A 23693-nucleotide genomic window follows, 5' to 3' on the forward strand; every position below is an offset into this window, starting at 1 on the left:
ATTAGCTTAGTTGGGTGCCGCTATCTGATGCTACTTTACGTGACCGCGCGCGCAAAAAACTCACATAGTCTTAATCTGTTACAACGCATGATCGGGAGTATCCGCCCGCCCGACCGCGACCAGACAACATGCTAGTTGCTTCTGAATAGCATCAGGAATAGGCCACTCTCCAGCCAGACAACCTTCAATCCAGCGTGCCGTTATGGCGGCATCTTTCGACTGGGGTAACACCAGCTCACCCGGTTCTGGCTGACGTTCCAGTAAAATTTGCTGCACTCCCCCGTTAATGTAATGAATCGGTGGGCAGCGTGAGGGGTTAGCATAAACCTCCCCTTCAGTTCCTTGCTGTAGCAGTGCCGGTGAGCCGATCGCCTGAAAAAAACCGCCAACCTTTTGCATATATTCTGGGTGAGAAACACTGGCAAGGCGCAATGCATTATCGTGAATAAACGGGGTTGCCAATTTTGCCAGTGTGTGACTGCTGTTTCTAACCCCCATTCGCCAGCGTAACTGCAATTGCTGGTCTAATTGGGCCGATAATGCTGATACAGGGATAAATACCGGTAACCCACTATCAAGCCGCTGCTGGGCGTCGGCGGCGTTAAGTGACCACGGGATATTCAGTTGTTGGAAGATCTCGGCACTGGTTACCCGGCTGCTGTCCTCGGTCACGCCGTGTACCACCACGGGCAGTCCCATACGTGACAGGAGTAATGCCAGTAACGGTGTTAAATTCGCTTGTTTACGCGCACCATTGTAACTTGGGATCACTACTGGTAACGGATAGCCCGTAGGCGCGCGCAGTGACATGACCTGCTCTTGCATCGCCTGATAAAACCCCAGAATCTCCTGCTCAGACTCCCCTTTGATACGAAAGGCTATCAGGATGCCCCCCAATTCCAGATCGGGAACATGTCCAGCCAACATGGCTTTATACAACGCATAGGCGGTAGGCTTTTCCAGATCGCGGGCATGATTTTTACCGCGCCCAATTTCTTTAATAATGTTGCTGTAATCCATGGTGCGGTATTTCCCCTGTCCATCACGGTTAAACATAAATCAGGTAACTTATTGCTGAAACTTTATCACTAATAGTGATATTGATACCCGAAATAATTCGTGTTGCGCAGCCAAGAGAGAGGGGGCACTGCATGGTAGTTAGCTAGCGGGTGAAACCCGCCACTGCCGGAACAACTTGCAGCAGTGACAGGTAAATCACAGTGGCTTGTTCAACTCTTCCGGTGGACTAAACAGTACCCGATAAATAGCGCCACCTAAGGCTCCGCCTACCAATGGGGCTAGCCAGAATACCCATAACTGTTGCAATGCAATTCCACCGGCAAAAATTGCCACAGCAGTACTACGAGCAGGATTTACCGAGGTATTATCCACTGGAATACTGATTAAATGGATCAACGTAAGACATAACCCAATAGCCAGCGGCGCTGCAACGGTGGGAGAAGGCTTATCAGTCACCCCCATAATCACCATCACAAACCCCATAGTGAGAACCACTTCCGCCACCAGCACGGCTTGTAAGCTATAGCCCCCCGGCGAACGAACACCAAAACCATTACTGGCGAATCCGGCACTGACATCAAAACCGACTTTACCACTGGCGATTAAATACAAAACAGCCGCCCCCGCCAGCCCCCCCAGTACTTGCGCCACAATATAGGGTACCAATTGTGCGCCAGAGAAACGCCCTCCTACCCATAAACCGAGTGACACTGCTGGGTTAAAATGCGCACCAGAGATATGCCCCAGTGCGTATGCCATCGTGACAACTGTCAGCCCGAAGGCTAGTGCCACCCCCAAAAATCCGATACCCGCCACTGGGAACATTGCAGCCAAGACTGCGCTACCACACCCGCCCAACACCAGCCAGAAAGTGCCAATAAACTCTGCCATTAGCTGTTTCATTCTGCTTTACCCCTGCCCGCTAAACATGTCGATAACAGTTAACGTTGCCGCTAACCAATAATCCGCCATTTACACCGGAGGTACTGCCAGGCTTGACTTGTTCGAGTCAGCTCACCAGCGGCTTATATAATCTTAGTCACTGGATTTATACACATAGGGAAAGATTTCAGATGAAATAGTAATTTGTATTAATAATAAATTAAAAAGAGGAAATATTACTTTACTCCCCGTTTCCGTTTTGCTCGTTTTGCCGCAGGCTTAGCCACTACGTTGACAACGGATACCGGCCCCCCTTCAGGCATCTCCGGTTGCTCAATCGGGAAAACAGGTAGCGCTGCCAACAACCGCGAACCATAGCCTTTAGTTAATAAACGCCGGTCATAAATAACAATTTCACCATGGCATTGATTACTACGAATCAAACGCCCAACCTGTTGGATTAGGTTAAACGAAGCACTTGGCAAACTTTGTACTTCAAACGGATAACGTTTTAACGACTTCAGCCACTCCCCTTCCGTGAGGATCACCGGGCTATCGATAGGCGGGAATGAGATTTTGTGAATATGAACCTGGGTCAACAACTCACCTTTCAAATCCAACCCTTCTGCAAATGATTGCAGGCCAATCAATACACTGGCGGTACCGTTATTAACCCGCTTACGATGCTCTTCCACCAGCCGATAACGGGGTTGATCTCCCTGCACCAGCAGCATCAAGCGCAGATCCGTCACATGGCTGAGAAAGGTTTGCATCGCCCTATGGCTACTGAACAAAATCAACATGCCTTTATGCAGCCCGCTGGCCTGCTGCGCACGGAAAAATTGCGCCATTTCCGCCAGATGTTCAGCCTCATGGGCCATAGTCGGCTCGAAACGCATTTTGGGGATGATCAACTTCCCCTGTTCAATATGATTAAACGGTGATGACAGTGTTTCAAACCGGTCGCCGGCCTTCTCACTCAGGCCACTAAGCTCTTGCAAGCGGGCAAAGCTGTTGAGTGAACGTAATGTCGCTGAAGTCACAATCACATGGGGGACTTTACGCCATAACATTTTATCAAGTTGGTCACTGACACGTATCCCGACACAGTGGAAATAGAGATGTGTTTGATTCTCGCGGTAATCACGGGTTACCCATTTGGATATCGGCGCATTCGAGGCTTTTTCCATCGCGGCTAACCGCCAAAGTTTGCTCATGGCCTCCAGATAACCCAATGTACGGCTCATTTGCAGGATGGCGCGATGCAGGCGCACAATATCGTGCTTACCGGTTTGCTCACTCAAATCATTGAGTACAAATTCGACCAAGCCGCGCAGGGCATCTGTCAGCTTGAATAATTTGGCACAATCTTCCGTCAAACTCCCCGGTAACTCACCCATTTCAAAACGGTATACTGCCGGATTACCATCAGTAGGAAGCAGTTGACTGACTTGTTGCTCCACACTCAACATCAGCTCGCGCAACTGCTCGCAATGGTCTTTCAGACGTTCTGGATTCGCTAAACCCGGTGGATTTTTAGGCCGGTATTGCACCATGCATTGATCCACCAGCCGCACAATCATATCCAACTGCATATTGGCAAAGAACGCGGTGATCTCACCTTCAATTTCCAGTGCATCGCGCGCCACATCGGGCAAATGGTGGCCTTCATCCAACACTAGCAGTAACTCTTTCGGATTGGGTAGCACCGATTCAGTTTCCAATGCAGCCATCACTAATGCGTGGTTGGCGACCACAACATCAGCACTTTCTATTTCTTTGCGTGCGATAAAGAACGGACACTCACGAAAATAATGGCAGTTGCGCCCAAGGCAATTTGCCTTATCAGTACTCAATTTAGTCCACAGGCTGTCACTGAGCGCCAACTGATGATGGTCGCGCAGCCCGTCCCAGACATGGCTGCTCAGTAACTTAGACAGTGCCAGACAGGTTGCTTGTTCCTCACCATTGGCGGGAGCCAATTCATCGCCGAGAAACAGGGATAAATCCCCCTGCCCAGAAACATCGGTACACATAGCCGCCAGATTACGCGGACACACATACCGCCCGCGCCCAAATGCACCGGTGAATTTAAGGTCGGGAATTATTTTCTTCAACAGCGGCAAATCTTTACTGTAAATCTGATCCTGTAATGCCACGTTAGCGGTACTGACCACCAATGGCTTGCTTTCTGCTCGGCCGACTGCAATGCCAGGAATCAGATAAGACAGAGTTTTGCCAACACCGGTCGGGGCCTCAATAGCCAAATGACGGCCAGCGTCACCGGCCAGTGTTTTCGCCACTTCGGCGATCATCTGGCGCTGCGGTGCCCGAGAGATGAAATCCGGGATCTGCTGCTGGAGAGCCTTATACCACTGACTGATTTGTTCTTTTACTGCCGGGGACAACGCCATGCATATCTTATCTAAACTGAGTGTTGCCCTATTGTCCCACACCGCAACGCTCACGTCAGCCCGAAAGCATCGCCGTGATAGTTGATACGCCCCCCATGACAATGGGATGAAATTTACGCAATGTCGCAATTATTTATGATTTGTCATAAATATATCACACAGATGCGGTAAAAATTCTGCGCTGGCCGAATTCAGACAGATATTGAATACAGCAAAAAAAATCTACTACTCGCGTCTTTTTAAATAAGAGAAACAGGGCAAAAATATGAAACGTAATCTTCTGGCAATCCTGGTACCGGCGTTATTAGTTGCCACTACGTCACACGCAGCAGAAATTTATAACAAAGACGGTAATAAACTGGATTTATACGGAAAAGTCAAAGCACTGCATTATTTTTCTGATAATAATAAAAGTGACGGTGATAAATCTTACGTGCGCTTTGGTTTTAAAGGTGCCACCCAAATTACTGACCAACTGTCCGGTTACGGCCAGTGGGAATATAACATTGCTGCTAACTACGCAGAAAGCCAGGAAACAAAAGACAATAAAACACGTTTAGCTTTTGCGGGTTTACGTTACGGGAAATTAGGTTCAATCGATTATGGTCGTAACTACGGTGTGTTATATGATGTGGCCGCCTGGACCGATATGTTGCCTGAGTTCGGTAACGACAGCTACACCAGAACCGATAACTTCATGACTGGCCGTACTACTGGGGTGGCTACTTATCGCAACACTGATTTCTTCGGTCTGGTTGATGGGCTGAAATTCTCTCTGCAATATCAGGGTAAGAACGGCAGCGAAACCGATAGCAATAACGGCCGTGCAGATGCCACCAAACAAAATGGTGACGGCTTCGGCATGTCTTCTAGTTATGAAATTGGTGCTGGCGTGAGCGTTGCTGCTGCTTATGCCTCTTCTAACCGTACTACGGCGCAGAAGAACGGTAACTTTGGTAAAGGCGATAAAGCTGATGCCTGGACTACCGGTTTGAAATATGATGACAACGGTGTCTATTTAGCCGCAACCTATGCTGAAACCCGTAATATGACCCCTATTTCAGGCACTGCAACCATTAATAATGCGTCAACAAGTGTAAGTGGTTTTGCTAATAAAACTCAAAACGTAGAGTTAGTGGCACAATATTTATTTGATTTCGGGTTGAAACCATCCCTGGCTTATGTTCAATCTAAAGGGAAGGATATCGAAGGGATCGGTGATACTGACCTGGTTAAATATGTTGACATCGGTGCATCTTATTACTTCAATAAAAACATGTCCACCTATGTAGATTATAAAATTAACCAACTGAGTGACAATAATAAACTTAAGTTGAATACTGACAACGTTGTTGCGCTAGGTTTAGTTTATCAGTTCTAAGCTTCTTGCATTGGTATGACCCTCATTGATTTACTGTTTGAATGCTTCATTGTGAATTTATTACCTGTTATTACGCCGGGATAACTCCCGGCTTTTTTTTCTTATTTATACCTTAACAACTCACTATTTATTTTGCTGAGTGGTTACTGCCAATAACCAGGTATCTCGCAGCGCTTCAGCTACCGCCCCTTTGCGCTTCGCTCCCTCTTTACCTGCAATAACAGTAAAGTCGGCCTGTTTGATCCACCGCTGGTAGCGATTCTCGCCTAACGCTTTATCTGCCTGAACCATCAGTGGAACCAACCGCACACCCATGTGATCAAGACTGCGATAGGGCCACGTTGTCTGCTCATCAGAATAAGGGGCCATAAAATCAAGCGCTTTAATCAAACTACTGCCATTAGGTGTTTGATAACGCCACAGGTCGATTTGCACTTTATCTGCCAACTGCGCCATCAACGTCGCAGCCTGCAAACTGAAATAACTGTAATGGAAAGAACGGGTCCGTGCCAATTCCAGTGGTTGCGAGCCTTCCGCAGCGAGCTGAGTATCCAGTTTAGTTTTCAATAAGTCAGCCATCTCGGCAACCCGTTGTGGTTGTTGCAAATACCAAGCAATACCCGCTACCTGAACTGTGTACCAATTACCGTGGTTATTCTGCGCCGCCGCCTCTTTTTTACCTGCCGGGCTGTGTTGCAACCAGTGTAAATATTCCGTCATCCATTGTTGCATCTGCTTTTCATCTTGTGCCGTCCAGCGTGTATTTTGCCGCAACATAATCAGTGAATCGACAATACGGGTTGCAAAGTAGCGCCCATCCAAAACACCGGTTCCACGTCCCGCAGCAATACCCGGCACGCCTTGAGCATAATCGAGGTTCGGGTTCATGCGCGTTTGTGGGTTGATAAACCAGGTTCGAATCATACTAATCGCTTTATCGGCATATTTTTGCTGGCCAGAAAAATACCAAGCCAAGGTCAACGCCTGTACCTGAGCGGTAAAATCAGCCAATCGCACGCCATCGCTATCCGCATTTTTACTGGCTGGATTTATCTGCCCATCTTTGCGCACCCAAGGTAATCCATCACTTTTTTGGCTATCAGGCCACCAGTAGGCACTAAGACTGAGATAATCATGTTTCGAACCACTGGGCGGCACAATACTCTTGTCAGTAACACTTTGATCTGGCCGTTGCAGTGCTTTATCCGCCTGCTGTAACAACTGCTGATAAGCCCGTATGGTCTCCTTTGATGCCTGGTTTTGCGCAATACTCTGCTGGTTATGCTGCAATTCACTGGCTGATAAAAAGGCATAGTCGCCTCTGACTGTATTCCCCTGAGCGGCATCGGCAAACGGGATTATGAGCAAAGTAAACAGCAGCACCAACCCAAGGTATGCCTGTGACAGATTAAGTATTCGAAAATCAAACAGTTTAGTGGTTGGCAAAGCCTGTGATGTCATAAATAGTTCACCTTGTCAGATAACCAGCAACACGAGTATCGGATTTTATGCATCATGCCTGAAGCTACCTTAGCTTTCATGGAGAACACTGAAACTATCCGTTGTTTATTAACTCGTCAGTTATTATATTCAAGAATAACTCACTGTTTTTGCGTAAATTTCAGACGAAAAATTAAAACGTAAAAAAATGATAAAAACCTTTGCTAACGGCAGCCATTCTCATGTTTACTGATACCTTGATGTTTTACCGCTCCCTTTTTTATTGAATAATTATGCTTAAGCAAAATAGCCGTAATCTGTGGTTGCTGGTTGGTTCACTTTTCACTTTATACTTCGTTTGGGGTTCGACTTACCTGGTCATCCGTATCGGGGTAGAGAGCTGGCCCCCATTGATGATGGCTGGATTACGTTACCTGATTGCTGGCGTATTGCTGTTCAGCTTTCTAGCCATTCGTGGTCATGCCCTACCGACATTACGCCAATGGATGGGTGCCAGTGCGATAGGCATCTTATTACTGGCTATCGGTAATGGGCTGGTTACCATCGCCGAACACCAACATGTTCCTTCAGGGATTGCCGCCGTCATGGTGGCGACTGTTCCATTATTCACTTTGTGTTTCAGTATGTTATGGGGGATGCGTAACACAAAACTGGAATGGTCGGGGATTGCTCTCGGGTTGGTAGGTATCATCTTGCTCAATACTGGCAGCAACTTATTAGGTAATCCGGTGGGGGCAATGTTGATATTATTAGCCTCAGCCAGTTGGGCATTTGGCTCGGTCTGGGCTTCACGGCTGGCGCTACCCAGTGGGGCCATGTCAGGTGCCGCACAGATGCTGGTTGCCGGTGTAGTGCTGTTACTTGCCAGTACACTAAGTGGTGAAGAACTGGAACAAATGCCAACCATGGGTGGCATTCTCTCGTTACTTTACCTGATTGTTTTCGGCTCAATGCTCGCCATTAGCGCTTATATGTTCTTGCTAAAGAATGTGCGCCCAGCGGTAGCCACCAGTTATGCCTATGTGAACCCAGTTGTCGCGGTGTTGCTCGGCATTGGTTTTGCAGGTGAAAGCTTATCAACGACGGAATGGTGTGCATTAGCCGTGATTGTTTCTGCGGTGATATTGGTCACACTGGGGAAATTTCTGTTTAAGCCGCGTTAAGCTCCAACGACCGACGTATTTATTTTATTCAGAATATAAATGCATCAACCATGTAACATGGTTGTTTCATTCAGTGAGCAGATTATAATTCCCTCTGTTTCGATGAAAAGTGAAAAAATTATGCTAAGAAAAGCACTCATTATCCTGATTGCGATAATGGCACTGAGTTCATTAGGCGGCGTTTTTCTCGCCGGGTTGAACATCTATACCCGTTCAACCACCCCACATGAAACTGAAACGAGCGAATCCTCCCCACTGTCTGATATTGGCCCTGCTGGCTTATCCAACAATGGTCAGGAATCACCGTAAGCGCCCATCCAATCGCGGCATCGTTGTTGCAAAAAAGTCTGTAAACCCCTGACCCGCTCTGACACCTGCGAGCGGTGGGGGCACAATAGATTTAAGGGTAAGGCTTCTCCCAGCCAGCCTGGTAATACCTGAACCAAACGCCCTGCTCGGATATCATCGACTACATCGATAGCAGCCTTATTGGCAATACCCAGCCCTGCCAGCGCCCAACGTCGCGCTATCTCACCGTCATCACTGACATATTCACCAGACATCGTCACCTCTTGTTCTTCTCCCTGCCGCATTAGCCGCCATTGGTTATAAAGGTGACCATTGCGCTGATATAACACCGAATGATGGGCGGCCAATTGAGCTGGTGTTTGCGGTACACCATAGCGAGCAAGATAGGCGGGACTGGCACATAACATACGCCGATGTTGCGTTAGAACGGGCAATGCCACCAGACTGGAATCGGTAGGCACGCCGAAACGTAAAGCAATATCTACCGGTTCGCGAAAGAGATCGGCATGGCGATCGTTGAGTAACAAATGCAATTGAATATGCGGATGTTGTCGTTTGAAATCATTTAGCCAATCAACTAATAAATTGCGGCCAAAATCTGAAGGGGCGGAAAGCTGTAATACCCCGGATAAGCCCGTTATTTTTCGTTGAATGGCCTGCTCTCCTTCAATCAATGCCCCTAATGCAATGCGTGCACTGTCGAGATAGCTGGCCCCTTCTTCCGTTAGGCGCAAACTGCGGGTTGATCGGGCCAACAACCGCACGCCCAATTGCGACTCCAGGCGTTTAACCGCAATACTGGCTGCTGCGGGCGTGATATTGAGCCGACGGGCAGCCTCAGACAAACTACCGCAGTCAACAGTTCGAACAAATACATCCAAATCGCTAAATGAGATCATTAGTAAATTTCCTTTACAGGTGATTGTCTTTTTAGTCGATTGTTCGCCAACTTTCAATAGATGACTATAGATGAAGAGTGAAACCCTTATTCAAGTACAGGACTCATTATGGACATCACAATGTTATCTCAGCATCAATTCAGTTCTCCACTCAATCAGCAAAAGTTGGTTATTCTTGGGGGCAACAGTGGTATTGGCGCAGCCGTGGCTTATGCTGCCATCAGTCGGGGTGCCAAAGTGGTCTTGGTTTCGCGCCGTTCGGCAGGCTCGCAATCGGTCGATCATGATAGTGCTATGTTGCGCTTATCGGCTGATATGACTGATGAGGAATCACTCAAGCGGCTGTTTGCACAGGTCGGAGCCTTTGATCACTTGGTTATTACCGCCGGGCCAGTGGTGCAAGCACACGCTTTGGCTGACACCTCGTTACGCGAGGCTCAGGCAAATTTTGATGTAAAACTGTGGGGAGCACTGCGAGCGATACAATCTGCGTTACCTTATCTGCACGAACAGGGGTCGATAACCCTGACGTCAGGGTTGTTATCACGTAAGTTCGTCAGCGGCCAGTTCATCAAAACAACTATTAATGCTGCATTGGAAGCAGTCGGGAAGCAGTTAGCCAAAGAGCTGGCTCCACGCCGTGTCAATGTAGTCAGCCCCGGTGTAACCGCGACTGAAGCTTATAATAGTATGAGTAATGAGCAGCGACAGGCTATGTTTACAAAAATGGCCGCCTCACTACCTGTCGGCCGAGTTGGCCAACCGGTCGATATTGCCAGTGCCTTTGTACTATTACTGGAAAACAGTTTTATGACCGGTAGCGTGATTGATGTTGAAGGTGGCGGCTTGTTGTAATTGATATCGCTTAGTTTTTCTATTGAGCCATACACGGGGCAATGACTGCCTCGTGTGCTAAACAGTAAAGTATTTATCTCAGCGATTGCTTCAGCAGGAGATTGGCTTGTTTACTCACACCAATAACACTTCTTATCAAAGTGTTATTACTCCTGCGGAGAACGCTTTTTCTTGCATCTTTTTAATTACGTCATAAGCCGAAATCGGTAAAACACTAAATGATTTTATCAATAACCTATCTTTGGCAGACGCGGCTTCAGGAGAATTAACGGTAGCCGTAATAGCCTGGCGGATCTGGGTAAGTTGTTGTGCCGACGTTGATAATGACGTGATAAGGGGCAGACCAGGAGCCGCGTCGGTTTGCGCTATTATTTTTAAACCGGCAACGGCTGAGGGATTGGCTCGTTGTAATAGCGCAAAACTGACACAATCTATTGCGGCAATATCGGCCTGTCGCTGTTGGATCATCGAGATCGAATGGTAATGCCCGCCAGAGGCCAAACTGTGGGAAAAAAAACGCCCATTGATCGCCAGTGGGGTAATTAAAGCACGTAGTGCATTGTATCCAGACTGAGAATCCGTACTGTTGTAGGCAACTACTCTATGGCGAAAATCTGCCAATTGTTGGCCCTTTTCATCAGCACGGACCACAACCAAACTACGGTAATATTCCCCCGAGCAATAAGGTGATTGATAGCTAAATACGCCAATCAATTGCACCTGCTGTTGCAATAACATCATCAGAGGAAAACCGCAGGTTTGGCTCAACAGCAAATCAGGATCACGCCAATGTTGCAGTAAATCAGTAGGCCAGACGAGTTGATCACTTATCCCTGCAACACCACCTATTCCTATAACGTCATCTATCCCTATAGCACCATACCGGCGCAGTTGTTGCGATAATAACTGCCAAAAAGGCAAAACATCCTGCGGATCGACACCATACATAGGCAGCGAAATTAACATAGGCACCTGTTACTAATCAGAGCACTAAACAGCCAAAATATTAATCGTGCCTGGCTATTGGTAGAGATTGTAATTCCCGCCAACGTGACAGCCGCCTGGCCCAACGAGCAAAAATCATATCTGTAATAATAGCCAATAGTGCGACCACTACCGCCCCCTGAATAACGTAAGCCGTATTAAAACCGCTAAGCCCAATAATGATTGGAGAACCCAAGGTTTTCGTCCCAACGGTTGATGCTATAGCGGCAGTACCTATATTGATAATGACCGAAGTTCGTATACCCGCAACGATAACAGGTGCTGCCAGAGGCAATTCAACCTGCCACAAAATCTGTCTGGCACTCATTCCCACCCCTTCTGCCACCTCATGAATGCCACGGGAGACAGACTCGATGCCAGTGATAGTTCCTTGTAAAATCGGCAATAAACCATAAAGCACCAAAGCGATAATCGCGGGTTTCTCACTAAACCCCATCACCGGTACGGCAATAGCCAGCACAGCTACAGGTGGAAAAGTCTGCCCCATAGCAACAACGGTTTCCACGACTGAGCGAAACTCTTTCCCTTTGGGGCGTGTCACAGCAATACCTGCACTCACACCTATCAAAACAGCAATAATACTGGAAACCAGCACCAATAAGACATGAGCCACTACCAGTGACCAGAATGTATCTTGCAGGTAGACAGGCCGATCGAGATCAGGAAATAACGCAGCAAAGAAACCGTGCAAAGACGTCATACCAAAGACTAATCCAGTCAATAACAGCAGCGCCCAACAAAGAGGATCTCTTAGCCAACGTGATACGTAGGCTACTGCCCATGAAAACGTTATAGCTGTTTTATCACGAGTTGGTATCGTGTCGCGGGTATGAGCCGTATTAGGTTTCACACGCTCCCCTTATCTGCCACCAAATCAGCAAAATAAAGTACACCCAGTGATTGCCCATTTTCATCAGCCACCGGCAGTTTATCGGTCTGGCGGGAAACGAACAGGGAAAGCGCCTCGCGCAGGCTGGTGGTACCGAGAATCGGTTGCCCTATTAACGTTTCACCACGCCTGATTCGTTGCTCAGCCCATCCCAGAGATAACAGCTTAATGCCGAGATCACTGCGACCAAAGAAATCACGGACAAAATCATTGGCGGGTTGAGTTAGCATTTCAAGAGGCGTTCCCTGCTGAATGACTCGGCCTTCATCCATCAGGACTATGCGATCAGCTAAACTCAACGCTTCATCAATATCATGAGTCACCAGCACGATAGTCCGGCCCGATAATTGATGAATACGGGTAATTTCAAACTGGAGTGCCGAGCGCGTCACCGGGTCTAATGCCCCAAAGGGCTCATCCATCAGCAAGACTTCAGGATCAGCCGCCAAGGCACGAGCCACACCGACACGTTGTTGCTGCCCACCAGACAATTGATGAGGATAGCGGTGGAGAAATTGTTCTGGTTCCAGATGCAGTAGCTCGAGTAGTTCGATGACGCGTTGGCGAATACGGTCCTGGGGCCATTTCAACAACTGTGGCACAGTGGCAATATTGCGCGCCACCGTCCAGTGCGGAAATAAACCTATTGATTGGATGGCATACCCCATCCGCCGCCGGATATCTTCAGGTTTATAATTACGAATTTCTTCACCGGCAAAATGGATCTCCCCCTCATCATGTTCAATAAGGCGGTTAATCATTTTTAGAGTGGTCGACTTACCGGAACCAGAGGTACCAATGAGTACGGTAAACTCCCCCTTGGCTATCTGCAACGTCAGATTATCTACCGCCCGTTTACCGGCAAAATATTTACTTACCTGATGGAAATGAATCATCGACGTGAAGTATCCATAAAAATAACCATAAATTTAAACAGTGAATCAACCACGACCGCCATCACTATCACGGGGATAACACCAAGCAGCACGAGGTCCAGTGCACTGCTAAGCAAACCTTGGAACACAATCGCCCCCAACCCGCCTGCGCCAATCAATGCAGCCACAACAGCCAGCCCCACGGTTTGCACCGCAACAATGCGGATACCGGATAAAATAAGGGGCATTGCAATGGGTATTTGCACCAGAAAGAACAACTGGCTGCGGGTCATCCCCATACCTCGAGCCGACTCGACAACACTGTCAGGTACTGACTCTAGCCCAGCCACCACATTGCGCACTAATGGCAACAATGCATAAAGCACCAGTGCCACAATAGCCGGAGCCAGACCAATCCCACTAACACCATGCTCTGCCAACCAGGGGATAGCCGCAGCCAGCCCCGCTAAAGGCGCAATTAGCAGACCGAACAAGGCTATAGATGGGATGGTTTGGATAATATTCAATGTCGAAAAGATAGTGCTTTGAAAATGATGAGATCGAAAACAAAATAAGCCGAGAGGGATACCCAGCAGAATAGCGGGTATCAATGTTGCGAGTAAAATATGAAGATGTTGCCACAGCGCATCATTAAACACATCTTGCCGATTAACATACTCCTTCATTAGAGACAGTTGATCCAATTGCCCCATCATGAGCAATATCACCACTGGCAGAAGCAGTAAAACATTAGCCGCACTACGCCACACAGGGTTAACAATGGCACGAGATAAGCTATCGATGGCAATCAATAGACTCATCCCACTCATCAGCCAGAACCCGCAGCCCAGAGAGGTGCGAGCCAGACTCTCGCCACCGCCGGCAAGCTGTACGGCGGTCTTGCCAGCCAACAACAACAACCCCAATAACAGCAACTCGGCAAGTAACACCGTTAGCCAATACAGCAGAATATTTTGTTTCAAAAATGCAAAGGTAAGCAGGATCAAGATAGGAATTAACCACCACCAGCCTGATCCGCTGATTAGCGATAGCAACGAGATCCCCTGCCCGGAAATCAATCGGTTAGGTGCATGGCTCACAAAAGACAAACCGGTACCGGATAAGACCAATAAAATAGCCAGTACTAGCAGGACCCGGTTCTTTACAGCCATAAAAATCCATCTCCATGACAGGTAACTTTTACCGTAATAGCGGCTGACCTGTTTATTTAATCACGTTATAAATCAGATAACTACAGCGCCATCCCTGACACTCGAAGTTATCCTTTGATAAACCCTTTCTCTTTCAGATAATTAGCAGCTACTTTCTTCGCATCCTGGCCTTCAACCGCAATACGGGCATTCAGTTGTTGTAACGTCGGCCCATCAAGGGTGGCAAATACAGGATTAAGCAAAGCAGGTATCGTTGGATGTGCTTTCAGTGTAGCTTCACGAATAATCGGTGTCGGCGCATAAATAGGTTGCACACCCTTAGTGTCTTCCAGTGTTTGTAAGCCTAATGCGGCAACCGGGCCATCAGTGCCATACGCCATCGCAGCATTAACACCAGATGTCTGTTCTGCCGCAGCTTTAATCGTCACCGCAGTGTCGCCACCGGCTAATGATAACAATTGGTCTTGATTCAATTTAAAGCCATAGGCTTGCTGGAAAGCGGGCAACGCATCTGGCCGTTCAATAAATTCGGCGGAGGCCGCTAATTTGAATTTCCCACCGGCATTAATCCATTTGCCCAAATCCTCTAGCGTTTTCAAGTTATTCGCTTGGGCTAAATCCTGACGTACCGCAATGGTCCATGTATTGTTTGCAGGAGCCGGTGAGAGCCACACCAGTTTGTTCTTCTCGTAATCTAACGCTTTGACTTTTTCATAGCCTGCTTTCGCATTTTTCCAGGCAGGATCTTTTTCATCCGAGAAGAAAAAAGCCCCGTTACCGGTATATTCAGGGTAGATATCAATTTCACCCGCAGTGATAGCACCGCGCACTACTTTGGTGGTGCCCAACTGTGATTTATTGGTGGTTTTTATCCCGTTAGCATCCAGTACCTGCACAATAATATTGCCCAGTAATGAGCCTTCAGTATCAATTTTTGAGCCAACTCGGACAGTATCTGCGGCCTGTGATATACCGGTTGATGCCGTTAGCACCATTGCGGCCAATGCAAAAATCCGTCCACGGGTTAGGGTCATTGCCATACTTGCCTCTCATGTGCTCAAAGGTGAGTTAACGTTCATTCTTACATACATGTAGTCGCTGAATGTTTACAGGGTGCGCGGTCAGAACCCCTTTAACCAATCAGTAACCATATTAGATTTAGTCCCAAACAAGCCAAATAACCAATTGATATTAAATATATTATTAGCGTTACATTAGGCTTGCAGACTGGTATCTATGATACATAACCATTTGATAGCTAAGTGTTTAAGCCGAGTTGTAACAGTAAGACTTTCGGTTAAGATTACATAAAATACTGTATATAACAACAGCAAATTTCAAATAATAGGAGAGACCGCAAAGAATTTTTCCGCCTGAATTCACATCCGCATTAACCTCTGCGGATTTATTTAGGTTGATGCCGAACGGTGGTGACTGCTTTTAGTCACACCAGACCGCTCTTCTGCCGCGACAGTTTTATTCTCGCAATCGTAAAATGGGTGAACTTCTATTTCCAACGCAGTAAAAGCGAATGCATCAAACCATTGAGTATAGCCGTTCACGACAAATTGCCCGCTGCGCTGCTGATATTGAACACGGTTTTCCAGATAAATTTGGCGTAATCCATACCAAGGTAAGGCTGGCAAATCATGATGCACCAGGTGGTAATTGAGGTTTAGAAATAGCAGGCGCCATGGCCATGCAGCTTCATTCAAGACTGAGCGCGCGGAACTCTCTTGTGCTGCGCGATGTTCAAAAAAAGATCTTACTTTGGTGAGACTAAGTGCCGGATAGCTAATCACCAGTAGGTAGAAAACAGCAGAAATACCGTAGCCTGCCATCCAGTAAAGTAACCCGTAAAGTAGCCCCAAATGAATCAACCACATGAATATGGCTGGGCGATCACCGGACATAAAAGCCCGGCCTGCGCTGCGGAGGGTATTAATGATGTCCAGTAATGGCCCGATAGTTAGCCGCCCCACAAAGGTATTACTTAAACGAATAACACCTTTGAGTAATATATGGAAATATTGCCATTGCGTTGCCGTGTAGTAATAACACTCTGGATCTTTTTCCGGGTGCGTCAGATCCTCATCGCGGTGATGTTGAATATGAGAATCACGATAGAGTCCATAGGGGTACCACACCGCAAATGGTAACGTTCCAAATAGCTGATTTATCCACCGCCAACGGGTTGGGTGGCCATGAATCAACTCATGCTGCAGAGACATATACCACGCACTCAGCAAGATCAGCAGAACGCTCCCCAACACTGGCCCCAATTGCTGCCAATAAATAACACCAGCAAACCACCCGGTGTAAATTACACCGATCAGTACCCAAGTGGGGAGTTCCAGTCGCCATAACCAAGAGCGGGACAACTGCTTTATCCTTGCCCGTTGCTGGTCACTAAGGTAGTGAGCAGTACTTGTCGCGTGATTATTACGTTTAGTGCCAGCAGTGGGCATATTTAAAACTCACACATAGCCTAATTCGGGCCAGTATCAGCTAAATGATGCCCACTACTAACTAACTTAAGATGCTATGCAAATCTGAGAATTAGATAATCTCTCTTCACATTGACATGCTAGGAATTAAAAATGTTAGCCATAGTAGAATGGTCAATCTGTTAAGACATTTACCCAGCATCGTTCCTCGGCGGAGACGGCAATAGCATCCAATACTTTCGATACTTTCCATCCTTCTTCAAAATCTGGCCACATACGATCCCCGGCAGCAATACCGTTAATCAAATCGCGGATCTCGACCGTCTTTTGATCGTTGAAGCCAATGCCATGTCCTGCACTGACACAAAAAGCCGCATAGTCTGGATGCTGTGGCCCTGTAAGTAATGTTTTAAACCCTTGTCTGGCCTGTGGCTCATCATGGCGGTAGAGTTGTAATTCCGCCATCCGTTCTTGAGAATAACTGATCGCACCTTTAGTGCCGGTGACCACATATGTCAGCCCCATTTTGCGGCCACAAGCAATCCGCGACGTTTCTATGGTCCCCATTGCACCATTGGTAAAACGCACCAGTGCACTGGCCTGATCCTCATTCTCCACTGCCAAAAGCGATGACAGATCTTTCGGGTCGGGTCGTCGTCTGATGACCGTTTGCATATCACCACTAACACTCGCGATATCACCAACCAGATAATGAGCCATATTAACAATGTGTGCGGCTAAATCCCCCAAAGCCCCCAGACCCGCCTGTGCCTTGGTACAATGCCAGTCCAAAGGTGTAAGTGGGTCAGCCAGATAATCTTCATTATGAGTACCGTAAAAATGCACCACCTCACCAATCTCGCCGTTTGCAATAATCTCTCGTGCTAACTGACTCGTTGGGTTTTTCATATAATTGAAACCCACCAACGTTTTCACTCCTTTTGCCCTTGCTGCATCGACCATTTCTTTAGCATCGGCAGCACTAAGCGCCAGCGGCTTTTCTGAATAAACATGTTTGCCATGGCTAATTGCCGCCAGAGCCATCTCCTTATGCAAGAAATTTGGTGCACAAATATCCACCACATCAATATCAGGATCGGCAACCAGTTTGCGCCAATCAGCGGTAGATCGGGAAAAACCAAATTCTGCGGCGCGTTGTTGAGCCAATTCAGGGGTGACTTCGGCCAACATCTCTAATACTGGCTGCCCCTTGAGTGGAAAAACAGTCGCGACCTGCGCGTAAGCAATGGCATGACAACGGCCGATATAACCAGTACCAATAAGGCCAATTCGAACTTTTCTCATTTTATTCCCCTTACCTGTTTATAAATTAAAGCCCCGAGAAAGCAGCCTTATTTGGCAATGGTTATACGAAATTAAAATTTCACCATCAAGCTAAAATGAAATTAAAAGTTATTTTTTGCGAGGCGCCACGAAGAAAACAGTAAAGTTAATGAAAGCGTACATAAGCAGGATACTTATATCAGCACCCAGCTCACAGATAGCACTCCAAACTCAATAATTGATTATAAATTTTTACTATGTAATTTTTTGAATAATAAATTTCAATAAATGCGAGGCGTTACGCATCATTAGCAAGTCGGGGTTTCAATAGCGTAATTTCGTTATATAGTGGGTACCAAGATGAAGCGATAAATCCCATCGCTCCTTTATAATGTTGACAGGTAACTTGCTATGAACTCATCTTTTCTGGTTACACCACAATGGCTGGCAGAACACACTAATGATACCGATATCGTTATTCTGGATGCCAGAATGTCACCGCCGGGATTGATACCTAAAAGAGACATTCAGGCTGAGTTCGAGCAAGGGCATATCCCAGGAGCCGTTTACTTTGATATTGATGAAATTGCAGACAACAGCACTGAATTGCCGCATATGCTGCCATCGCCACAGGAATTCAGTGAGAGGGTTGGTCAATTAGGGATCAGTGAACAGCATGTTCTCGTGATTTATGACGATGGTAACCTGTTTTCCGCACCACGCGTTTGGTGGACGTTCCGTACTTTTGGCGCCAAAAATGTGCGTATATTGGCCGGTGGTGTCAACGGATGGCGGCAAGCGGGCTATGCATTAGAAAGCGGCCAGGCAAAACCAACCCCGCAAGTGTTCAAGGTGGCCTTTAATAGTGCTGCGGTCAAAAGCGTTGATGAGGTTGTCGCCGTACTGGGAAATAGTGAAGTACAAATTATAGATGCCCGGCCAGCCAGCAGATTTAAAGCCCAAGAACCAGAGCCTCGGCCTGGTCTGCGCCTTGGCCGTATCCCCGGCAGTATTAATGTCCCGTGGGGGAGCATGGTAGAAAATGGTAATCTGAAATCGCCACAAGCACTGGCAAGTATTTTTGCCGCTCAAGGCGTGGATTTAACCAAGCCCATTATTACCAGTTGTGGTTCTGGCGTAACAGCCGCAGTGGTGGCTCTGGGGCTGGCGGCAGTAAATGCACCATCGATATCACTCTATGATGGTTCTTGGGCACAATGGGGAGCATCCGATTCACTGCCTATCGAAGAGACACGCCTCCCATAAGAGTCCATCAGATAGCAACCAAGCCACGGACACCGTCTAGCTCCATGTCAGTACCGTGGCCACGCTGGATAATTTTGCCGCGGGACATCACTAAATAGTTATCTGCCAGCTCTGCGGCAAAATCATAAAACTGCTCAACCAATAAGATAGCCATATCCCCTTGAGCAGCCAGTTTTTTGATAACTACACCTATCTCTTTGATAACAGAGGGTTGAATTCCCTCAGTTGGCTCATCCAAAATGAGCAAACGAGGCTGGCAAGCCAAAGCACGCCCAATCGCCAACTGCTGCTGCTGCCCGCCAGATAGATCCCCGCCACGGCGATGTCTCATGTCGTGTAACACTGGGAATAGCTGATAAATACTCTCGGGTACCACCTTGCTCTGAGCGCCAGGAAAACGCGAAAGCCCCAATAGAATGTTCTCTTCAACCGTTAATCTGGGGAAGATTTCCCTGCCTTGTGGTACATAAGCAATGCCTCCTTTCACCCGTTGGTGTGGTGACTGATGGCTAATGTTTTTACCTTCCCATGTAATGCTACCGTTTTTGACCGGCACAAGTCCCATCAAGCATTTGAGTAACGTCGTTTTACCCACGCCATTACGGCCCAATAAGCAAGTAACCTCACCTATTGCAGCCTCGAATGACAAGCCACGCAAGATATGGCTGCCACCATAATATTGATCAAGTTCATTCACTTGCAGCATATATTGCCCCCAAATAGCCAGTTAACTGTTAGTCACCAAAACCCAATCACGTGATATAGAAGGAGAAACAATACCGAGTCAGAGCGGCTCAGCGCCCCAAATATACCTCGATCACTTGCTCGTTGGCCTGCACCTCTGCCAATGACCCCTCGGCCAACACCTGGCCCTGATGCAACACCGTGACATGATCAGCAATAGTCTCGACGAACCCCATATCGTGCTCCACGACCATCAGTGAATGCTTCCCGGCTAATTGATTAAACAACTCGGCGGTATAGGCGGTCTCAGCATCGGTCATCCCGGCGGCTGGCTCGTCTAACAGTAGTAAATGGGGGTCTTGTACCAATAACATCCCAATTTCAAGAAACTGCTTTTGACCATGAGATAACATGCCAGCCTGCCGCTGTCGCATCTCACTAAGGCGTAACATAGTAAGCGTTTCATCAATTTGATCCCGTTGCTCACTGTTCAACTTGGCGCGCAGGCTGGCCCAAACTGTCTTGGTGCTTTTTTGCGCCAATTCAAGGTTTTCAAAGACACTAAGCGCTTCAAATACCGTCGGTTTCTGGAATTTTCGGCCGATCCCTGCTTGAGCAATCTCTATCGTATTCATCATTGAGAGATCATGATGTTGGTCATAAGTCATTTTACCGGTCTGGGGACGCGTTTTACCGGTTATCACATCCATCAGCGTGGTTTTACCTGCACCATTCGGGCCAATAATGCAACGCAGCTCGCCAACACCTATTTGCAATGAGAGATCACGCAAGGCATGAAAACCATCAAAACTGACATTGATATTTTCGAGGGTTAATACCGGGTCTCTTTGCTGGCGATATTTGTCTGCCGCATGCTCTAACGCACCAGGTTCTTGAGCAATTATCTCGGGATAAATCAGTTGTTCCGTAATTTGAAACCGGCTCATTTGTCTTTCCCCCGCCGCAGTAACCCGATAACCCCCTTGGGTAAGAACAACGTAACCAAGATAAATATCAATCCGAGGAAGAATTGCCAATATTCTGGCATTGCCATGGTGAACCAGCTTTTTGCGCCATTGACAACTCCAGCCCCTAATACCGGGCCTATTAATGTCCCGCGCCCACCAAGAGCAACCCAGATTGCGGCTTCAATAGAGTTGGTTGGCGACATTTCACTTGGATTGATGATACCAACCTGAGGCACATACAATGCCCCCGCCAGAGCACAGAGTACCGCTGATAATGTCCAGACAAACAGTTTAAAACCTTTCGGATCATAGCCACAAAATGTCAGACGATTTTCAGCATCACGCACGGCGGTCAGCACTCGCCCAAATTTGGTGCGGGCCAACGCAAAACCCATAACCAAACTGGCGATTAACAAAGTGAGTGTGGCCAGAAACAGGGCAATACGGGTAGAGGTTGCCGATACCGGGAAGCCCAGCATGGTGGTAAACCCAGTGAAACCATTGTTACCGCCAAAGCCCGTTTCATTACGGAAAAACAGTAACATCCCCGCGTAAGTCAGCGCCTGCGTCATGATAGAAAAATAGACACCCTTTATTTTGGAACGAAAGGCGAAATATCCAAAAATAAAAGCCAGTAAACCGGGAACCAAGACGATCAGGCACAATGCCCAAATAAAATATTGGCTGCCACTCCAAAACCACGGCAACTCAGACCAGGATAGAAAAGACATGAATGCTGGCAAACCATCACCTGCCGCCTGACGCATCAGATACATGCCCATGGCATAACCACCCAGTGCGAAAAATAGGCCATGACCAAGGGACAGTAATCCGGCATATCCCCATACCAGATCAAGTGCGATAGCCACTACTGCATAGCATAGGATCTTACCGATAAGCGTTAAGGTATAGGTTGATATTGCGAGTGGATTATCCGCTGGCAGCAGTGCTAAAAAAGGCAGAATAATCAGCACAGTAACAGCCACAGCACCTAGTGACAAACTGATGACAGGTGCTTTTTGCGTCAAGGTTATCGCTAAAGGTTGATTCATTAATCACTCACCCTGCCCTTGAGGGCAAACAGACCCTGCGGCCGCTTTTGAATAAACAAGATGATCAGCACTAAAATCAAAATTTTACCTAACACTGCGCCAATCTGCGGTTCCAAAATTTTATTCAGCATGCCTAACCCGAGTGCCGCAACAACACTCCCCGCCAGTTGCCCGACACCACCGAGCACAACAACCAAGAAGGAATCGATGATGTAGCCCTGCCCTAATTCCGGGCCAACATTTCCCAGTTGTGACAAGGCAACACCGCCTAACCCGGCAATACCCGAACCAAGACCAAAAGCCAGCATATCAACCCTGCCGGTTGCCACCCCACAGCAAGCAGCCATGGCTCGATTCTGCGTCACTGCCCGTACCTGTAGGCCGAGGCGGGTTTTATTTAGCAACAGCCAGGTGAGTAACAGAACAATGATCACAAATGCGATAACGGCGATGCGATTCCATGGCAAAACCAGATTCGGCAAAATCTGTACCCCGCTAGATAGCCACGCAGGGTTTGCAACTTCCAAGTTTTGCGCGCCAAAAATCATACGCACACTCTGAATCAGCATTAGGCTGATTCCCCAGGTTGCCAACAGGGTTTCCAGCGGGCGGCCATAAAGGTGCCGAATTACCGTTCGCTCTAAAGCCATGCCGATTCCAGCCGTAATAAAGAACGCGACTGGCAAGGCGACCAATGGATAGAGAGCCAACCAATGGGGAGCTAACTGCTGAAACAAAGATTGCACCACGTAAGCTGAATAGGCCCCTAACATCAGCATTTCACCATGGGCCATATTGATAACACCCAATAGACCATAAGTGATGGCTAACCCAAGAGCTGCTAACAACAAGATAGAACCTAGTGATAACCCGCTGAAGACCTGCCCAATGATATCCCCAACCATCAACCGATTTTGTACCTGTTTCAGGCTACTGACTGCCGCCGCACGTACTTGTACATCAGGCTCGGTTTTAGCATCGGTTAAACTTTGCAAACGAGATTGGGTCTGTGGCGAACCTGATTGTCCGAGCAATTGCACGGCCTTCAGGCGTACTAAAGGGTTGCTATCGGTCAGTTGTAAATTAGCTAAGGCAATACTTAGCGCCTCTTTGACTTTGCTGTCCGTTTCCAATTTAAGGCGCTGATTAAGTAACGGTAATTGATCACTTTGCGCTTGCTGCTGTAACTCCAGTGCCGCTTGCAAGCGCACTGATTCATCTTCACTTGCCAGCCGTTGAGCCGTCAGTGCATTAGCAATAAGAATACGTAAGCGGTTATTGAGCCAGATTTTCTTTGGTGTACCGACAGGTTGTAACTGCCCTTCCAGCGGGGTGAAACTCTGATTATGCTGGACGAAGGCCTGCCCTGTGCTATCAACCACCAAGGTTTCCTGTTTCAGTGCTTGCAGTAAGGGTAATCGGCTAGCATCCGGTTCGGTCGCCCATTGCTGCAACATAGTGGCTTGCTGTGAACGATTAGCCACAGCAAAATCATGGGCTGGCCCCGCTGTTGCCAAGGTTGAAAAACTCAGTAACAGGCCTATCAGCGGCCTGAGCAAAAAATTGACTGCTCTACTCCAAACAGGAATTAACGATTTCATAGGCCCACTCATCACTGATATGTGGCAAAAAAGATCCAGAACCAACAAAACCTGGCCCTGGAGAGT

21 protein-coding genes are annotated in these 23693 nt (G+C 47.6%); 5 read left to right on the plus strand and 16 right to left on the minus strand.

Translation table 11 applies throughout. The features are described from left to right. Positions 1–78 precede the first annotated feature (78 nt). From ybiB to dinG, 3 genes are all read right to left on the minus strand, one after another. A complete protein-coding gene (ybiB, locus tag EL015_RS13980) occupies positions 79–1020 on the minus strand; it encodes a DNA-binding protein YbiB (protein ID WP_032907215.1) in 942 nt (313 codons plus the stop codon). Positions 1021–1215: 195 nt separating this feature from the next. Beyond that, on the minus strand, positions 1216–1923 hold the full coding sequence (gene aqpZ / locus EL015_RS13985) for an aquaporin Z (RefSeq protein WP_005189641.1): 708 nt from the start codon (positions 1921–1923) through the stop codon (positions 1216–1218). A 215-nt stretch (positions 1924–2138) separates the two neighbouring features. Next, positions 2139–4316: an ATP-dependent DNA helicase DinG gene (gene dinG, locus EL015_RS13990; RefSeq protein ID WP_005189639.1), complete on the minus strand. Its 2178-nt coding sequence runs from the start codon at positions 4314–4316 to the stop codon at positions 2139–2141. A 265-nt stretch (positions 4317–4581) separates the two neighbouring features. On the opposite strand from dinG, the gene ompF2 reads away from it, so the two are divergent. Then, positions 4582–5697 carry a porin OmpF2 gene (ompF2, locus tag EL015_RS13995; RefSeq protein WP_005189637.1) on the plus strand — a complete coding sequence of 372 codons (1116 nt, stop codon included), beginning with the start codon at positions 4582–4584 and terminating at the stop codon, positions 5695–5697. 123 nt (positions 5698–5820) lie between these two features. Here the strand turns inward: ompF2 and EL015_RS14000 are convergent, their stop codons facing one another. Next, positions 5821–7158: an alginate lyase family protein gene (locus tag EL015_RS14000; protein WP_005189634.1), complete on the minus strand. Its 1338-nt coding sequence runs from the start codon at positions 7156–7158 to the stop codon at positions 5821–5823. A 272-nt stretch (positions 7159–7430) separates the two neighbouring features. On the opposite strand from EL015_RS14000, the gene yedA reads away from it, so the two are divergent. Together yedA and EL015_RS14010 are read left to right on the plus strand one after the other, a co-directional pair. Beyond that, a complete protein-coding gene (gene yedA / locus EL015_RS14005) occupies positions 7431–8321 on the plus strand; it encodes a drug/metabolite exporter YedA (RefSeq protein ID WP_005189633.1) in 891 nt (296 codons plus the stop codon). A 120-nt stretch (positions 8322–8441) separates the two neighbouring features. Continuing rightward, positions 8442–8630, plus strand: a complete 189-nt coding sequence (locus EL015_RS14010; RefSeq protein WP_032907223.1) for a hypothetical protein — start codon at positions 8442–8444, stop codon at positions 8628–8630. Here EL015_RS14010 and EL015_RS14015 read toward each other — a convergent pair. Next, entirely contained in the window at positions 8615–9529 is a 915-nt protein-coding gene (locus tag EL015_RS14015) for a LysR family transcriptional regulator (protein WP_005189630.1), read from the minus strand. The two genes, EL015_RS14010 and EL015_RS14015, sit on opposite strands and share 16 nt — an antisense overlap. Before the next feature lie 108 nt (positions 9530–9637). Here EL015_RS14015 and EL015_RS14020 point away from each other — a divergent pair, with 108 nt between their 5' ends. Beyond that, positions 9638–10384 carry an SDR family oxidoreductase gene (locus EL015_RS14020; RefSeq protein ID WP_032907212.1) on the plus strand — a complete coding sequence of 249 codons (747 nt, stop codon included), beginning with the start codon at positions 9638–9640 and terminating at the stop codon, positions 10382–10384. A gap of 135 nt (positions 10385–10519) precedes the next feature. Here EL015_RS14020 and EL015_RS14025 read toward each other — a convergent pair whose 3' ends face one another. From EL015_RS14025 to EL015_RS14055, 7 genes are all read right to left on the minus strand, one after another. Then, positions 10520–11350 (minus strand): phosphate/phosphite/phosphonate ABC transporter substrate-binding protein, encoded by an 831-nt coding sequence (locus tag EL015_RS14025; protein ID WP_230830714.1) that lies wholly within the window; start codon positions 11348–11350, stop codon positions 10520–10522. 40 nt (positions 11351–11390) lie between these two features. After that, the gene (locus EL015_RS14030; RefSeq protein ID WP_032907221.1) at positions 11391–12089 is read right to left on the minus strand and encodes an ABC transporter permease; all 699 of its coding nucleotides are present in this window, start codon (positions 12087–12089) and stop codon (positions 11391–11393) included. 146 nt (positions 12090–12235) lie between these two features. Further along, positions 12236–13174, minus strand: coding sequence for an ABC transporter ATP-binding protein (locus tag EL015_RS14035; RefSeq protein ID WP_032907210.1), 939 nt, complete (start codon positions 13172–13174; stop codon positions 12236–12238). After that, positions 13171–14325: an ABC transporter permease gene (locus EL015_RS14040; protein ID WP_005189615.1), complete on the minus strand. Its 1155-nt coding sequence runs from the start codon at positions 14323–14325 to the stop codon at positions 13171–13173. The genes EL015_RS14035 and EL015_RS14040 overlap by 4 nt, the downstream gene beginning before the upstream one ends. Positions 14326–14432: 107 nt before the next feature. Beyond that, positions 14433–15365, minus strand: coding sequence for a glycine betaine ABC transporter substrate-binding protein OsmF (gene osmF, locus EL015_RS14045; RefSeq protein WP_005189613.1), 933 nt, complete (start codon positions 15363–15365; stop codon positions 14433–14435). Between the two features lie 369 nt (positions 15366–15734). Further along, positions 15735–16793, minus strand: a complete 1059-nt coding sequence (locus EL015_RS14050) for a fatty acid desaturase (protein ID WP_005189612.1) — start codon at positions 16791–16793, stop codon at positions 15735–15737. A gap of 153 nt (positions 16794–16946) precedes the next feature. Then, entirely contained in the window at positions 16947–18077 is a 1131-nt protein-coding gene (locus EL015_RS14055; RefSeq protein WP_005189611.1) for a Gfo/Idh/MocA family protein, read from the minus strand. 390 nt (positions 18078–18467) lie between these two features. On the opposite strand from EL015_RS14055, the gene sseA reads away from it, so the two are divergent. Then, positions 18468–19322, plus strand: coding sequence for a 3-mercaptopyruvate sulfurtransferase (sseA, locus tag EL015_RS14060; RefSeq protein WP_005189609.1), 855 nt, complete (start codon positions 18468–18470; stop codon positions 19320–19322). A gap of 7 nt (positions 19323–19329) precedes the next feature. On the opposite strand, the gene urtE is transcribed toward sseA, so the two are convergent. From urtE to urtB, 4 genes are all read right to left on the minus strand, one after another. After that, the gene (gene urtE / locus EL015_RS14065; protein ID WP_005189607.1) at positions 19330–20028 is read right to left on the minus strand and encodes an urea ABC transporter ATP-binding subunit UrtE; all 699 of its coding nucleotides are present in this window, start codon (positions 20026–20028) and stop codon (positions 19330–19332) included. Positions 20029–20116: 88 nt separating this feature from the next. Further along, entirely contained in the window at positions 20117–20953 is an 837-nt protein-coding gene (urtD, locus tag EL015_RS14070) for an urea ABC transporter ATP-binding protein UrtD (protein ID WP_071843531.1), read from the minus strand. Then, on the minus strand, positions 20950–22026 hold the full coding sequence (gene urtC, locus EL015_RS14075) for an urea ABC transporter permease subunit UrtC (RefSeq protein ID WP_032907207.1): 1077 nt from the start codon (positions 22024–22026) through the stop codon (positions 20950–20952). The genes urtD and urtC overlap by 4 nt, the downstream gene beginning before the upstream one ends. Beyond that, complete coding sequence (gene urtB / locus EL015_RS14080; protein ID WP_050413768.1) at positions 22026–23627, minus strand: urea ABC transporter permease subunit UrtB; 1602 nt, start codon at positions 23625–23627, stop codon at positions 22026–22028. Before urtB ends, urtC begins: the two co-directional genes overlap by 1 nt. Positions 23628–23693 lie beyond the last annotated feature (66 nt).

It is taken from the genome of Yersinia intermedia, assembly GCF_900635455.1.
GTDB classification, from domain to species: domain Bacteria; phylum Pseudomonadota; class Gammaproteobacteria; order Enterobacterales; family Enterobacteriaceae; genus Yersinia; species Yersinia intermedia.